This window comes from Cellulosimicrobium sp. Marseille-Q8652 (assembly GCF_965112045.1).
Genome location: NZ_CBCOPS010000001.1, coordinates 1 through 14,096, shown reverse-complemented (window position 1 = coordinate 14,096; position 14,096 = coordinate 1). Strand labels below are relative to the sequence as shown.

14 protein-coding genes are annotated in these 14,096 nt (G+C 73.8%); 10 read left to right on the top strand and 4 right to left on the bottom strand.

Annotation, left to right across the window (positions count from 1 at the left end):
- Positions 1-221: 221 nt before the first annotated feature.
- From pstC to pstB, 3 genes are all read left to right on the top strand, one after another.
- On the top strand, positions 222-1,202 hold the full coding sequence (gene pstC, locus ACWPWV_RS00070) for a phosphate ABC transporter permease subunit PstC (RefSeq protein ID WP_454042774.1): 981 nt from the start codon (positions 222-224) through the stop codon (positions 1,200-1,202).
- Complete coding sequence (gene pstA / locus ACWPWV_RS00065) at positions 1,202-2,266, top strand: phosphate ABC transporter permease PstA (RefSeq protein ID WP_454040980.1); 1,065 nt, start codon at positions 1,202-1,204, stop codon at positions 2,264-2,266. The genes pstC and pstA overlap by 1 nt, the downstream gene beginning before the upstream one ends.
- 89 nt (positions 2,267-2,355) lie before the next feature.
- Positions 2,356-3,135, top strand: coding sequence for a phosphate ABC transporter ATP-binding protein PstB (gene pstB / locus ACWPWV_RS00060; RefSeq protein WP_454040979.1), 780 nt, complete (start codon positions 2,356-2,358; stop codon positions 3,133-3,135).
- 97 nt (positions 3,136-3,232) lie between these two features.
- Here the strand turns inward: pstB and ACWPWV_RS00055 are convergent, their stop codons facing one another.
- Positions 3,233-3,715: a hypothetical protein gene (locus ACWPWV_RS00055; protein WP_454040978.1), complete on the bottom strand. Its 483-nt coding sequence runs from the start codon at positions 3,713-3,715 to the stop codon at positions 3,233-3,235.
- A 344-nt stretch (positions 3,716-4,059) separates the two neighbouring features.
- On the opposite strand from ACWPWV_RS00055, the gene ACWPWV_RS00050 reads away from it, so the two are divergent.
- The 3 genes from ACWPWV_RS00050 to ispF all read left to right on the top strand — a co-directional run bounded on the left by ACWPWV_RS00050 (position 4,060) and on the right by ispF (position 5,930).
- Positions 4,060-4,542 carry a CarD family transcriptional regulator gene (locus ACWPWV_RS00050; protein ID WP_031315710.1) on the top strand — a complete coding sequence of 161 codons (483 nt, stop codon included), beginning with the start codon at positions 4,060-4,062 and terminating at the stop codon, positions 4,540-4,542.
- Between the two features lie 117 nt (positions 4,543-4,659).
- Positions 4,660-5,400 (top strand): 2-C-methyl-D-erythritol 4-phosphate cytidylyltransferase, encoded by a 741-nt coding sequence (ispD, locus tag ACWPWV_RS00045; protein WP_454040977.1) that lies wholly within the window; start codon positions 4,660-4,662, stop codon positions 5,398-5,400.
- Entirely contained in the window at positions 5,397-5,930 is a 534-nt protein-coding gene (gene ispF / locus ACWPWV_RS00040; protein ID WP_454040976.1) for a 2-C-methyl-D-erythritol 2,4-cyclodiphosphate synthase, read from the top strand. Before ispD ends, ispF begins: the two co-directional genes overlap by 4 nt.
- Here the strand turns inward: ispF and ACWPWV_RS00035 are convergent.
- Complete coding sequence (locus ACWPWV_RS00035) at positions 5,914-6,477, bottom strand: hypothetical protein (RefSeq protein ID WP_454040975.1); 564 nt, start codon at positions 6,475-6,477, stop codon at positions 5,914-5,916. The genes ispF and ACWPWV_RS00035 overlap by 17 nt on opposite strands.
- Positions 6,478-6,627: 150 nt before the next feature.
- On the opposite strand from ACWPWV_RS00035, the gene ACWPWV_RS00030 reads away from it, so the two are divergent.
- Positions 6,628-7,248 carry a TetR/AcrR family transcriptional regulator gene (locus ACWPWV_RS00030; RefSeq protein WP_454040974.1) on the top strand — a complete coding sequence of 207 codons (621 nt, stop codon included), beginning with the start codon at positions 6,628-6,630 and terminating at the stop codon, positions 7,246-7,248.
- Between the two features lie 33 nt (positions 7,249-7,281).
- On the opposite strand, the gene ACWPWV_RS00025 is transcribed toward ACWPWV_RS00030, so the two are convergent.
- Positions 7,282-8,676 (bottom strand): D-arabinono-1,4-lactone oxidase, encoded by a 1,395-nt coding sequence (locus tag ACWPWV_RS00025; RefSeq protein WP_454040973.1) that lies wholly within the window; start codon positions 8,674-8,676, stop codon positions 7,282-7,284.
- Between the two features lie 33 nt (positions 8,677-8,709).
- Here ACWPWV_RS00025 and ACWPWV_RS00020 point away from each other — a divergent pair, with 33 nt between their 5' ends.
- The 3 genes from ACWPWV_RS00020 to rlmB all read left to right on the top strand — a co-directional run bounded on the left by ACWPWV_RS00020 (position 8,710) and on the right by rlmB (position 12,601).
- Positions 8,710-9,999, top strand: a complete 1,290-nt coding sequence (locus tag ACWPWV_RS00020; protein ID WP_454040972.1) for an alanine racemase — start codon at positions 8,710-8,712, stop codon at positions 9,997-9,999.
- 74 nt (positions 10,000-10,073) lie between these two features.
- A complete protein-coding gene (gene cysS, locus ACWPWV_RS00015) occupies positions 10,074-11,504 on the top strand; it encodes a cysteine--tRNA ligase (RefSeq protein WP_454040971.1) in 1,431 nt (476 codons plus the stop codon).
- Positions 11,505-11,611: 107 nt separating this feature from the next.
- On the top strand, positions 11,612-12,601 hold the full coding sequence (gene rlmB / locus ACWPWV_RS00010; RefSeq protein WP_454040970.1) for a 23S rRNA (guanosine(2251)-2'-O)-methyltransferase RlmB: 990 nt from the start codon (positions 11,612-11,614) through the stop codon (positions 12,599-12,601).
- Positions 12,602-12,643: 42 nt separating this feature from the next.
- Here the strand turns inward: rlmB and ACWPWV_RS00005 are convergent, their stop codons facing one another.
- Complete coding sequence (locus tag ACWPWV_RS00005) at positions 12,644-13,903, bottom strand: DUF4032 domain-containing protein (RefSeq protein WP_454040969.1); 1,260 nt, start codon at positions 13,901-13,903, stop codon at positions 12,644-12,646.
- Positions 13,904-14,096 lie beyond the last annotated feature (193 nt).

The window sequence follows — 14,096 nt, the reverse complement described above, 5'->3', positions numbered from 1 at the left end:
CCCGCGCGGCGGAGCCCGACGTCGCCGGCTCGGCCCCGATAACAAATCTAATTTTTTTTTTTTTAATAACCAGCCCACCACCAAAACCCCCCCCCCTCTATTCGTCGGCAGCGCCAGATGTGAATAAGAGCCAGCCCCCCGGGCGGGCGGGGGGGCTCCGGCCCTCCCGCCCGCCCGAGGCGGTTCCCCGCACCTCGTCCCCACCACACGACGGAGCACCAGTGAGTGTCATCAGCCCACCGCGGCGAAGCGCCGAGGCCGCGTCCCCGCACCGCGGGAGGCCGACGGCCGGAGTCGGCGGCAAGATCTTCTCCGCGCTGGCGCACGGCGCCGGCATCGTCATCCTCGTCACGCTCGCCGCGGTCGCGGCCTTCCTCGTCGTCGAGGCGTGGCCGGCCCTCACCGCGAGCCCCGAGGAGCTCGCGGAGATCTCCTGGTTCTCCGGGGGATCGCTGCTCGCGTACATCGGCCCGCTCGTCTTCGGGACCGTGCTCGCGTCGGTCCTCGCGCTCCTCCTGGCGGTGCCCGTCTCCGTCGGCATCGCGCTCTTCATCTCGCACTACGCACCGCGCCGCCTCGCGCAGGGCCTCGGCTACCTGGTCGACCTGCTCGCCGCCGTCCCGTCCGTCGTCTTCGGCCTGTGGGGCGCGCTGTGGCTCGCGCCGATCCTCGACCCGTTCTTCCGGTGGCTCTCCTCGGCGCTCGGGTTCGTCCCGCTGTTCGAGGGGTACCAGGCCCCCGCGCGCAACATCATGACCGCGGGCGTCGTGCTCGCCGTGATGCTGCTGCCGATCGTCACCGCGGTCTCGCGCGAGGTCTTCCTCCAGACGCCGACGCTGCACGAGGAGGCCTCGCTGGCCCTCGGCGCGACGCGCTGGGAGATGGTCCGCCAGGCGGTCATCCCGTTCGGGCGCTCGGGCGTGATCAGCGCCGCGATGCTCGGCCTCGGGCGGGCGCTCGGGGAGACCATGGCGGTGCTCATGGTCATCTCGCCCGGGCTGCTGTACTCGTTCTTCCTCCTCAAGCCGGGCCAGCACCAGACCATCGCGGCCAACATCGCGGCGCAGTTCCCCGAGGCGTCGGGCCTGTCCGTGAGCGTCCTCATCGCCACGGGCCTCGCGCTCTTCGTCATCACCTTCGCCGTCAACTTCGCAGCGCGCGCCATCGTCGCCCGCCGCAAGGACTTCTCGGGAGCCAACTGATGACCGTCGACACCCCCGTCCAGCAGACGGCGCTGGAGCTGACGGCGAACGGCACGCGCCTCCCGCGCTGGGTGCCCTGGGCGTTCGTCGGCGGGTCGCTCGTCGTCGCGTTCCTCGTGCTCCTCGCCGTCGCCGAGCCGACGCTCGGGGGCGTCGTGGGCCTCGGCGCCGTCGTCTACGCCGTCGGGCTGACGATCACGTCCCGCGTGGTCGAGGGCGGCCGCTACGCCGCCGACCGCCTCGCGACGACGCTCGTCACGTTCGCGTTCCTCCTCGCGATGATCCCGCTCGTCTCGCTCGTGTGGACGGTGCTCTCGAAGGGCGCGGCGCTCTTCAGCTGGGAGTTCCTCACCACCGACATGATGGGCGTGTACGGCGCCATGACCAGCGGTGGCGTCTACCACGCGATCGTCGGCACGCTGCTCGTCACCCTCGCGTGCTCCGTCATCGCGGTCCCGCTCGGCATCCTCACGGCGATCTACCTCGTCGAGTACGGCCGCGGCGCGCTGGCCCGGGGCATCACGTTCCTCGTCGACGTCATGACCGGCATCCCGTCGATCGTCGCCGGCCTCTTCGCGTTCGCGCTCTTCACGCTGATCTTCGGCCCCGCGTACCGCGCGGGCATCATGGGCGCCGTCGCGCTCGCGGTCCTCATGACCCCCGTGGTCATCCGGTCGGTCGAGGAGATGCTGCGCCTCGTCCCCAACGAGCTCCGCGAGGCGTCGCTCGCCCTGGGAGTGCCGAAGTGGCTGACCATCGTCAAGGTCGTCCTGCCGACCGCGATGGCCGGGATCGTCACCGGCGTCATGCTCGCCGTCGCCCGCGTCATCGGCGAGACGGCACCCCTGCTCCTGACGATCGGGCTCGTCAACTCGGTCAACTGGGACCTGTTCGACGGGCGCATGGCGACCCTGCCGGTGTTCGCCTACCGCCAGTGGGCGCAGGGCGGGACGGGCGTCGACCGCGCCTGGGCCGCGGCCCTCACCCTCATCATCATCGTGATGCTCCTCAACCTCGCGGCGCGGCTCGTCGGCCGCTGGTTCTCGCCCAAGAAGAGCCGATGAGCACCTCGAGCGCCGCCCGTGGCGGCGGAGCACACACGACCCCTCGGCCGGCGGCGCACCGCGCCGGGACCTCGGAAGGACCGCACGACATGAGCAACCGCATCGACGTCAAGGACCTCAACATCTACTACGGCGACTTCCTCGCCGTGCAGGACGTCAGCATGGCGATCGAGCCGAAGTCCGTGACGGCCTTCATCGGCCCGTCCGGCTGCGGCAAGTCGACGTTCCTGCGGACCCTCAACCGGATGCACGAGGTGATCCCCGGCGCACGCGTCGAGGGCACCGTCGCGATGGAGGGCGTCGACCTGTACGGCAACGGCGTCGACCCCGTCGCGGTGCGTCGTCAGGTCGGCATGGTGTTCCAGCGGCCGAACCCGTTCCCGACCATGTCGATCAAGGAGAACGTGCTCGCGGGCGTCAAGCTCAACAACAAGCGCATCTCGCGCTCCGACGCCAACGACCTCGTCGAGTCGTCGCTGCGCGGCGCGAACCTGTGGAACGAGGTCAAGGACCGCCTCGACCGCCCGGGGTCGGGCCTCTCCGGCGGGCAGCAGCAGCGTCTGTGCATCGCGCGGGCGATCGCCGTGAAGCCGCAGGTGCTCCTCATGGACGAGCCCTGCTCGGCGCTCGACCCCATCTCCACGCTCGCGATCGAGGACCTCATCGCGGAGCTCAAGGACGAGTACACGATCGTCATCGTCACGCACAACATGCAGCAGGCGGCGCGCGTGAGCGACCGCACCGCGTTCTTCAACATCGCCGGCACCGGCAAGCCCGGACGCCTCATCGAGATGGACGACACCGCGACGATGTTCTCGTCGCCGTCCCAGCAGGCCACGGAGGACTACATCTCCGGTCGCTTCGGCTGAGCCGCCCCGGTCCCGCAGCACGGCGGCGCCGCTCCCCGCGGGGGAGCGGCGCCGTCTCTCCGTGCTCTGCGTGGTGCGGCGCGCGGGCCGCGACCGGTCACGGCACCAGGTGCGCGTACTCCTCCAGCGTGCCGTCGAGGACGGGCAGCGAGAGCGACTTCTCCTCGCCGGTGCTCACGGAGACCGTGACGGGCAGGACGGCGCCGGGCGCCGCGTCGACGCTGCCGAGCTGCGCGTCGAAGCCGTCGTCCGTGCCGAGGTAGACGGTGCTCCCGGCCTCGACGGGGACGATCAGGCCGGCGCCGCCCTCGGGCGCGAGCTCGAACTCGACGTCCTCGCTCGTGTCGTTCGCGAACGCGCCGATGAGCGCGCCGGGCTCGCCCTCGGCCGCGGTGACGACCATGAGGTTGAGACCGCGCAGGTCGTCGGTGAGGTTCACGCGCAGGCCGTCGGACGGCGAGTAGGGCCGGTTCGTCTCGATGGGGGAGCACGCGGCGGTGGCAGCGACGGTCGCGACGACGACGGGGACGGCCCAGGCCCGCAGGGTCCGGCGTGCTCGGGTGGTCGTGGTGCGGGTCACGTGCTCTCCAGGGGCGCGAGGGGGCGGGGGGTCCGGGCCAGGCCGAGTGCGTCGGCGTCCCCGCCGGGCGGCGTCGGGACCTGTGGCGGGGCGGGCGTGAGCGGCGTCACGTGCAGGGGGAGCGCGGTCAGGACCCTGGGCGTCGCGCGGCGGGGCCCCGGCCCACCCGCCGGGAGTCGCCCCCGGGACGGTCCGGCACCGTTCACGGACGGTTCACGGACGGTACGCAAACGCCTCTGACCTGCGCAGACACCGTCGACGAGCGCTGTGGAAAGGTGCCTGGGGCTCGGATATCCACAGATCCCCGTGGTAAGATGGACCTCCGCGAAAGGGGACATCTGCAGATGACGTTCACAGTAGGCGAGACCGTTGTCTACCCGCACCACGGCGCCGCACTGATCGAAGAGATCAAGACGCGCACGATCCGCGGCGAGGACAAGATCTACCTCAAGCTCAAGGTCGCCCAGGGTGACCTGACCATCGAAGTCCCAGCCGAGAACGTCGACCTCGTCGGCGTCCGTGACGTCGTCGGCCAGGAAGGCCTCGACCGCGTGTTCGAGGTGCTTCGTGCACCCTACACGGAGGAGCCGACCAACTGGTCGCGCCGGTACAAGGCGAACCTCGAGAAGCTCGCGTCGGGTGACGTCATCAAGGTGGCCGAGGTCGTGCGCGACCTCTCCCGCCGCGACGCCGACCGTGGCCTGTCGGCCGGGGAGAAGCGGATGCTCTCCAAGGCGCGCCAGATCCTCGTCTCGGAGCTCGCGCTGGCCGAGCACACCGAGGAGGACAAGGCCGAGGCGATCCTCGACGAGGTCCTCGCGTCCTGACCACCGGGCACCGCCCGGCGCTCGACACCCGGGAGGGTGGCCGTCCCGCGGACGGCCACCCTCCCGTCGTCGTGCCCGGGGGGTCGTCCCCCGTCCGACGCGGGATACGGTGTGCCCGTGCCGACTCTCGCCGTCCTCACCGCCGCAGGCTCCGGGACGCGCCTCGGGCTGGACCTCCCGAAGGCGCTCGTCGAGCTCGACGGGCTGCCCCTCGTGGTGCACGCCGCCCGGCGCCTGTGCGCCTCCGGGGTCGTGGACGTGCTCGTCGCGACGGCGCCCCCCGGGCTCGTCGACCACGTGGCGGGGATGCTGCGCGACGACCCGGGCGTCGACCTCCCGGTGCACGCCGTCGCCGGCGCGGGCACGCGCCAGGCGTCCGTCGCCGCGGGGCTGCGGGCCGGCCTGGCCGGTGCAGAGGCGGCAGTCGACGTCGTCCTCGTGCACGACGCCGCCCGACCGCTCGCGCCGCCGGCCCTCGTGCGGCGCGTGGTCGAGGCGGTGCGCGCCGGGAACGCCGCCGTCGTCCCCGGGCTCCCGGTGACCGACACCGTGAAGCGCGTGGAGCCCGCGGACCCGGACGACCCCGTCGGCGCCGAGCGGGTCACCGGGACGGTCGACCGGTCGGCGCTGCGCGCGGTCCAGACGCCGCAGGGCTTCGACCGCGCGCTGCTCGAGCGCGCGCACGCGGTCGCCGAGCACCGGGCGGACGACGAGTCGGCCGCCGCGACGGACGACGCCGGTCTCGTCGAGGCGCTGGGACACGCGGTCCACGTCGTCCCGGGCGACCCCGCCGCGGCGAAGATCACCACGCGCCACGACCTGCGGGTCGCCGAGCTGACCCTCCAGGAGTCCCGATGACCGCTCCGTCCGGCCCGGACGCGCCGCGCACGCCGCCCGCGCTCCCGCGCACCGGTGTGGGCGTCGACGTCCACGCCTACGCGGCCGACGGCGAGGACCGCCCTCTGTGGCTCGGGGGGCTCCACTGGCCGGGCGAGAGGGGGCTCGCGGGCCACTCCGACGCCGACGTCGCGGCGCACGCCGCCGCGGACGCCCTGTTCTCCGCGAGCGGGCTCGGCGACCTCGGGTCGAACTTCGGCACGTCCGCGCCGGAGTGGGCCGGGGCGAGCGGCGCGCGCCTGCTCGCCGAGGCCGCGCGCCGCGTCCGGGACGCGGGGTTCGCGATCGGGAACGTCGCCGTGCAGGTCATCGGGAACCGGCCGCGCGTCGGGTCCCGCCGGGCCGAGGCGGAGGCCGCGCTGAGCGCGGCGGCAGGCGCTCCCGTCACCGTCACCGCCACGACCACCGACGGCCTCGGGCTCACGGGGCGCGGCGAGGGCGTCGCGGCCGTCGCGACGGCGCTCGTCGTCCCGGTCAGCCCGGCGGGGTGACGAGCGCGCTCTCGAGGACGGCGCGCGTCCCCGCGGCCCCTTCGGCGTCGTCGACGGCGTGGGACCCGGTGAGGTACACGGTCCACGGCTCGCCGTCGGCCGCGGTCGAGCCGACGAGCACGACCTCCTGGGCGACCGGCGTCCCGCCGACGTCGACCGTGCCCGAGACGCGGTAGGCCGGGGTCTGCCCGAGCGTCGTCGCGCCCTGGCCCTCGGTGTCGGGGACCCAGCCGTCGATCGCGGCGACACGCTCCGCGGTGTCCGCGCCGGCGTCCTCGAGCGCGCCGTCCGACGGCTCGCCGGTGACGACGACGTCGGCCCGGAACGCCGGTTCCCCGAACCCCTCGGGGGAGCGGACCGCGAACGCGCCGTCCTGGGTCAGGCGTTCCCAGCCCGCGGGGACCGTCACCGAGACCGGGACGTCGGGCACGACGTAGGTCGCCGGGGTGGCGGTCGCGTCGGGCTCGCCGGACGCGGCGCAGCCCGTGAGGCCGAGCGCGGCGACCACGAGCGACGCGCCGAGCAGTGAGCGGAGAGCAGGTCGCACGGGGTTCCGTCTCGTCGGGTGCTGTCGTCGGACGCCATTCTCGCGCGTCCGGGACACCGCGTGCCAGGTGGTGCCCGGACGCTTACGATCGTGGGAAGCCTCGCGATGTGTTTCACTTTCCCAGAGCACGACACATGGGATGAACCGCACATGAACCGTATGTCCGTCGAAGAACGCCGGGCCCAGCTCGTGGACGCAGCGATGACCATCGCGGTCCGCGAGGGGGTCGAAGCGGTGACGATCCGCGGGGTCGCGGCCGAGGCCGGCGTCTCGCTGGGCGTGGTCCACTACTGCTTCGAGGACAAGGACGAGCTCCTCCAGGCGATGGGCAACAGCCTCGCCCTCGTCGCGTCCGAACCGGTCCGCGCGTCGCTCGACGCGGGCACGGACGTCGTGGTGCTCGCGCACGCCGCGGCGGACGCGCTGTGGGAGGGCCTCATGCCCCGCCGGCACATGCGCCTGCTCACGTTCGAGTTCGCGACCGCCGGCGTGCGCAGCCGCGCGCTGAAGTCCGTCGCCCATGCGCACCTCGAGCAGACGTGGAACATGACGCAGGGGATCCTCGAGGAGGTCGCCCGGCGCGCCGGGGTGACCTACCGGCTCGACGTGCGCTTCCTCTCCCGGCTCGTCGCCGGGTACATCGACGGCATCGAGATCGCCTGGCTCGTCGAGCAGGACGACGAGGTCGCGATCGCCAGCTTCCACGCGCTGGCCGACTACGTCCTCACGCAGGTCGTGCACCCGGAGGGCGGGGAGCGGGCGAGCGCCTGACGGGTCTCAACCCCTGCCCGCCCGGCCCGTCACCTACCGACCCGAGCGCCCCGGGACCGGACCGAGGACCGTGTCCGTGTACGGGTTCGTGAACACCCCGTCGGGATCGGCGGCGTCGCGCACGGCGAGGAAGTCGTCGAACCGCGGGTACAGCGCGCGCAGCCTCGCGGCGTCGAGGCCGTGCAGCTTGCCCCAGTGCGGCCGGCCGTCCACCTCCGCGACGATGCGCTCGACCGCGTCGAAGTACCGCTCGTGGGACAGCTGCGCGTACTGGTGGACGGCGACGTACGCCGTCGGGCGGCCGTGCGCCGTGGAGAGCCAGACGTCGTCGGGCGCCGCGAAGCGCACCTCGACCGGGAACGGCACGTGCTCTCCGGACCGCTCGAGCCAGCGGTCGACCGCCGTGAGGACGTCGACGAGGCGGTCGCGCGGCACCGCGTACTCCATCTCGCGGAACCTGACCCGGCGCGAGGTCACGAACACCTGGTGCGACGGCGCGACGTACGTGCGCGGCGCGAGGGCGCGGGCCGCGACCGCGTTGAGGCGCGGCGTCGCGCGCGGCACGGCCTTCGCGACGCGGTTGACGAGCTCGAACGCGCCGTTGGAGAGCAGCTCCTCGTCGATCCACGTGCGGGCGCGGGCGACGGCGCCCGGGCCGGTGCGCAGGCGCTCGATCTCCCTCGCCTCCTCGTCGGGTGCGAGCCGGTTGTTGCGCTTGGTGAGCGCGCGCCGCGTGTGCGGGAACCAGTAGAACTCGACGTGGTCGTTCCCGCCGACGAGCCCGTCGGGGTCGTCGTCCGGTGCAGCGAGCCCGTCGAGCACGCGGTCGAGCGGCCACGGCTCCTCCTGCGCGCGCAGGAGGAAGGCCGGGACCACCTCGAGCGTCACGGCGGACAGCACGCCGGTCGCGCCCAGGCCGAGCCGGCTCGCCTCGAACAGCCCGGGGTCGCGCGCGGGCGTCGCCTCGCGGACCGCTCCGTCCGCACCGACGACGCGCACGCCGCGCACCTGGGTCGCCAGACCGCCGAGCCGGGCTCCCGTCCCGTGCGTGCCCGTCGAGATCGCACCGGCGACCGACTGCCGGTCGATGTCCCCGAGGTTCCGCATCGCGAGCCCAGCCGCCGCGAGGGCCGCGTTGAGCCGGTGCAGCCGGATGCCGGCCCCGACCGTCACGTGCACGGCGTCGCCCTCGCGGGAGATGCGCTCGACGAGGTCCAGCCGGTCGAGGTCGAGCAGCAGGCCGTCGGTGACCGCCGCGGGCGTGAACGAGTGCCCCGCCCCGACGGCCCGGACGCGCAGGCCCTCGTCCGCCGCGCGGGCCACGGACGCGGCCAGCTCCGCCTCGTCCCGCGGGGTCGTGCGACGGCGCGGGGTGGCCGTGGCCGTGCGGGCCCAGTTGGTCCAGACGAGGGCGTCGTCGCTGCTCACAGCACGTACTGTCTCATGCCGTACGTTTCTCCCATGAGCGACGGCAGGACGACGGCGCACGCGGTGGGGGACCGCGACACCGGGACGACCGACGAGCGAGACGCCGCGGGTCCGGGGACGGGCACCTCGCCGTCGCTGCTGGAGCGCCTGACGCGCGCGACGGAGCGGTCGGACGGCCCTCTCGCCGTCGTGGACCTCGACCGGTTCGACGCGAACGCCGACGAGCTCGTCGCGCGGGCGGGCGGCACACCGGTCCGCCTGGCGTCGAAGTCGGTGCGCGTGCGGAGCCTCGCGGACCGTGCGCTCGCGCGGGGGTTCCGTGGCGTCATGGCGTACTCGCTGCGCGAGGCGCTGTGGCTCGTGGACGAGGGCACGCGCGACGTGCTCGTCGCGTACCCGAGCGTCGACCGCGGCGCGCTCGCCGCGCTCGCCCGGGACGCCAGGGCGCGGCGCGAGGTCACGCTCATGGTCGACGACGCCGCGCACGTCGCGCTCGTCCGCCAGGCTCTCGCGGGCGCCGGCCTCGGGACGGACGCGGCTCCCGTGCGGGTGGCTCTCGACGTCGACGCCTCCCTGCGCGTCGGCGTCGGCCCGTTCGTCGCGCACCTCGGCACCCGGCGGTCGCCCGTGCGCACGCCCGCCGACGCCGCGGCGCTCGCGGCCCGCGTCGTGGCCGAGCCGGGCCTGACCCTGCGCGGCGTGATGTTCTACGAGGCGCAGGTCGCCGGGCTCCCCGACGGCAGCCCCGCGGTCCGCCTCGTCAAGCGCGCGTCGGTGGCCGACCTCGCGACACGCCGGGGCGAGGTGGTCGAGGCGGTGCGCGGCGTCGCCGGGCACGACGTCGAGCTCGTGAACTCCGGGGGCACCGGGTCGCTCGAGACGTCGTCGTCGGACCCCGTGGTGACCGAGGTGACCGCCGGCTCCGGCCTCTACGTTCCCGGGCTGTTCGACGGGTACCGCGCGTTCCGGCCGCGCCCCGCGGCGTTCTTCGGGCTCGACGTGGTCCGCGTCCCGGCGCCCGGATGGGCGACGGCGTTCAGCGGCGGGTACGTGGCCTCGGGACCCGCGGCGCGGAGCCGCCTCCCGCTCGTCGTGACGTCCGGCTGGTCCCTCACGGGGCGCGAGGGCGCCGGCGAGGTCCAGACCCCGCTGCACCGGACGAGCCGCCGGGCCGCCGACCTGGAGGTCGGCGACCGGGTCTGGTTCCGCCACGCCAAGGCCGGCGAGGTCATGGAGCGCTTCGACGTCGTGCACCTCGTGCGCGGTGACGAGGTGGTGGACGTCGTGCCGACGTACCGCGGGGAGGGGCGCGCCTTCGGCTGACCGCGCGCCGGCGGAGGGCGGACGTCGGAGGCACGGTTCGGACCGCGGCGCACGGCCCCGGTACCCTTGCGGACGTGACCCTTCGCCTGTTCGACACCGCCACGCGGGACGTGCGCGACTTCGTGCCCCGGACACCGGGCGAGGTCGGCATCTACCTGTGCGGGGCGACCGTCCAGGCAGCGCCGCACATCGGTCACATGCGCTCCGCCGTCGCGTTCGACGTGCTCGTGCGCTGGCTGCGCCGCGGCGGGTCGCGCGTCACGCTGATCCGCAACGTCACGGACATCGACGACAAGATCCTCGCCAAGTCCGCGGCCGCGGACGAGCCGTGGTGGGCGTGGGCGGCGACGTACGAGCGGGCGTTCACCGCCGCGTACGACGCCCTGGGGGTCCTGCCGCCCACCTACGAGCCGCGCGCCACCGGCCACGTCCCCGACATGGTCGACCTCATGGAGCGGCTCGTCGAACGGGGCCACGCGTACACCACCGGACCGGGTGACGTCTGGTTCGACGTGCGCTCGTGGAGCGAGTACGGCTCGCTCACCAACCAGCGCCTCGAGGACCTCAACCCCGTGCCCGACGACGTCCCCGCGGACGCGCAGGAGGCCGCGGCCAAGCGCGACCCGCGCGACTTCGCGCTGTGGAAGGCGCCCAAGGCGGACGAGCCGCTCACGGCGTCGTGGGACACGCCGTTCGGCCGGGGCCGCCCCGGGTGGCACCTCGAGTGCTCGGCGATGGCCCGGCGCTACCTCGGGGACACGTTCGACATCCACGGCGGCGGCCTCGACCTCCGCTTCCCGCACCACGAGAACGAGCAGGCGCAGTCCCGTGCCGCCGGGTACGGCTTCGCCCGGCACTGGCTCCACAGCGCGTGGGTCACGCAGGGCGGCACGAAGATGAGCAAGTCGCTCGGCAACGGGCTCCTCGTGCGGGAGGTCCTGGCGTCGACCAGCCCCGCGGTCCTGCGCTACGCGCTCGCGTCCGTCCAGTACCGCTCGATGCTCGAGTGGACGCCGGCGACCGTCACCGAGGCGCAGACGACCTGGGAGCGGCTCGCCGGGTTCGTCGAGCGCGCCACGGAGCGGGTGGGCGACGTCGGGGACGTGCGCGACGCCGAGCTGCCCACCGCGTTCACCACCGCGATGGACGACGACCTCAACGTGCCGGCGGCGCTCGCCGTCGTGCACGAACACCTGCGGGCGGGCAACTCGGCGCTCGCCGACCGCAGCACCGCGGCCGACGCCGTCGCGCGCCACCACCTCGTCGCCCTGCGCGCGATGCTGGAGGTGCTCGGACTGGACCCGGGCGACCCGCAGTGGGCCGACGCGGGCGACTCGCGCTACGCGGCCGCGCTCGACGCGGTCGTGGGTGCGGAGCTCACGGCCCGGGCTGAGGCCCGCGCGGCGCGCGACTTCGCGACGGCCGACGCGATCCGGGACCGCCTCGCGGCGGCCGGGATCGTCGTCGAGGACTCCGCCGACGGCGCGCGCTGGAGCCTCGGCTGACCGAGCATGGACCGAGAGGGCCGCACCGGTCCCCGGGCCACTGCCGCCCGCGCCCCGCGCGGCGGCGCACCACGACCTGAACGACCGACGACACGACGGGCAGACCCATGGCAGGCAACTCACAACGACGCGGCGCGATGCGCAAGGCCGGGAGCAAGAAGGGCGCGACCGTCGGCTCCGGCGGGCAGCGGCGCAAGGCGCTCGAGGGCCGCGGCCCGACGCCCAAGGCCGAGGACCGCGTCTACCACCCCGCGCACCAGCGCAAGGTGGCCGCGGAGAAGAAGGCCGCGGGCCAGCGAACGGGCGGCACCCGCGGTGGTCGTGGCGGCGGGCCGAAGGGCCGTGGCGGCGTCCAGGAGATCGTCACCGGGCGCAACTCCGTGCTCGAGGCGCTGCGCGCCGGGATCCCCGTCGAGGCCGTCTACCTCTTCTCGCGCCTCGACGCCGACGACCGCACGCGCGAGATCCTCGACATCGTGTCCGGTCGCGGCTACGAGCTGCTCGAGGTCGGCAAGCCCGAGCTCGACCGCCTCACCGACGGCGCGGTGCACCAGGGCGTCGCGCTCAAGGTCCCGCCGTACGACTACCGCGACGTCGACGACCTGCTCGACGCCGCCGCCGCGTCCGACCGGGCGCCGCTCATCGTCGCGCTCGACGGCGTGACGGACCCGCGCAACCTCGGTGCCGTCCTGCGCTCCGCGGGGGCGTTCGGGGCGCACGGCGTCCTCGTGCCCGAGCGTCGGGCCGCCGGTGTCACGGCCTCGGCCTGGAAGGTGTCCGCCGGAGCTGCAGCGCGCGTCCCCGTCGCCCGCGCGACGAACCTCGTCCGCGCGCTCGGCGAGCTGAAGCAGGCGGGCTGCTTCGTCGTCGGGCTCGACGCGGGCGGTTCGACCGCGATCGGCGACCTCCAGCTCGCGACCGAGCCGCTCGTCGTCGTCGCCGGGTCCGAGGGCAAGGGCCTCTCGCGGCTCGTCCGCGAGGCGTGCGACGTCGTCGCGTCGATCCCCATCGCCTCCGACACCGAGTCGCTCAACGCCGCCGTCGCGACCGGCATCTCCCTGTACGAGGTCGCGCGGCTGCGCGAGACGCAGGGCTGACCGGGCCGGTCGGCCGCCGGACGTCCCGGCGGCCGGCGGCGGTCAGCCGTAGTACTCCGGGTCCTTCTCTCCCGGCGCGAGGCCGAGGATCGACTTCTCGTCCGGCCGGTGCTGCAGCACGTTCTCGACGTACGAGCGCGTCGCCTCCGCCAACGGGACGTCGCGGCCCGCGCGCTCCGAGATGAACCACCGGTGGTCGAGGATCTCGTGGAACAGCTGCGCCGGCTCGAGCTTGCGACGCAGGTTGCGCGGGACGGCCTGGATCGTCGGCTCGAAGACCCCGCTCAGCCAGTCGTGCGCGACGAACTCCTCGTCGTCGTTCTGCCGGTCCGCCGCCGCGCGGTACGAGTCGAGGTCGTTGAGCAGGCGACGGGCCTGGTTCTCCTGGACGTCGAGACCCGTGAGGCGCAGCAGGCGCCGGGAGTGGTGGCCGGCGTCGACCACCTTGGGCTGGATCTGGACGGTCGTGCCGTCGATGTCCGTGGTGATGGCGAGCTCGTCGACGTCGAAGCCCAGGTTGTTGAGGTGCTCGATGCGCGCCGCGACCCGCCACCGCTCGTCCGCGTCGAACGACTCCGACGTCGTGAGGGCCTCCCACAGCTCCTCGTACCGCGCCACCAAGGCGTCGCCGATCGCGACCTCGTCCACGTCCTCGTCGAGCAGCTCGCCCGCCGCGAGGTCCATGAGCTCGCCGATGATGTTCGTGCGCGCGAGGTCGACGTCGTACGACCGCTGGCCCGGGGAGAGCTCGCGGTGCAGGTCACCCGTCTCCGCGTCGACGAGGAACGCCGCGAACGTCTCCGCGTCGCGGCGGAACAGCGTGTTCGACAACGACACGTCGCCCCAGTAGAAGCCCACGAGGTGCAGCCGGACGAGGAGCACGGCGAGCGCGTCGATGAGTCGCGTCGCGGTGTCCGGCCGCAGCGACTGGCTGAACAGCGCGCGGTACGGGAGCGAGAACTGCAGGTGCTCCGTGACGAGGACCGCCTCCAGCGGCTCGCCGTCCGGCGCCTTGCGGCCCGTGATGACGCCCACGGGCACGACGCTCGGCACGTCGAGCCGGCGCAGCTGACGCAGCAGCTCGTACTCGCGGTACGCGACCGACTCGCCGATCTCCTTGATCGCGATGACCCGGCCCGAGAGACGGACGAACCGCACGATGTGCCGGGAGATACCGCGGGGGAGCGCGGCGAGCGTCTCCGCCGGCCAGTCCTCGAGCGGGACGTCCCAGGGCAGGTCGAGGAGAGCCGGGTCGGGGGCAGACGCGGTGATCTGCAGGTTGTGCACCGTCACGGGTCCCATTGTCCATGGTCGGTGCGCTGTCTCGGGCCCGGTCCGCCGACGCCTGCGCGAGGGGCGGGGCGGGGCTACCATCCCCCCCCCGGTCCTCCCGGGCCCCCCCCCGTCTCTTTTACACATCTCCCAGCCCCCCAGACGGGCTCCCCTCTCGGATGCCGGCTTCTGCTTTTAAAAAAAAAAAAAAAAACTATAATCG

Coding starts and splice junctions, on each gene's coding strand:
- pstA (WP_454040980.1), top strand. CDS start 1,202: ATGACCGTCGACACCCCCGTCCAGCAGACGGCGCTGGAGCTGACGGCG.
- pstB (WP_454040979.1), top strand. CDS start 2,356: ATGAGCAACCGCATCGACGTCAAGGACCTCAACATCTACTACGGCGAC.
- rlmB (WP_454040970.1), top strand. CDS start 11,612: ATGGCAGGCAACTCACAACGACGCGGCGCGATGCGCAAGGCCGGGAGC.
- ACWPWV_RS00050 (WP_031315710.1), top strand. CDS start 4,060: ATGACGTTCACAGTAGGCGAGACCGTTGTCTACCCGCACCACGGCGCC.
- ACWPWV_RS00005 (WP_454040969.1), bottom strand. CDS start 13,903: ATGGGACCCGTGACGGTGCACAACCTGCAGATCACCGCGTCTGCCCCC.
- ispF (WP_454040976.1), top strand. CDS start 5,397: ATGACCGCTCCGTCCGGCCCGGACGCGCCGCGCACGCCGCCCGCGCTC.
- ACWPWV_RS00020 (WP_454040972.1), top strand. CDS start 8,710: ATGAGCGACGGCAGGACGACGGCGCACGCGGTGGGGGACCGCGACACC.
- ACWPWV_RS00030 (WP_454040974.1), top strand. CDS start 6,628: ATGAACCGTATGTCCGTCGAAGAACGCCGGGCCCAGCTCGTGGACGCA.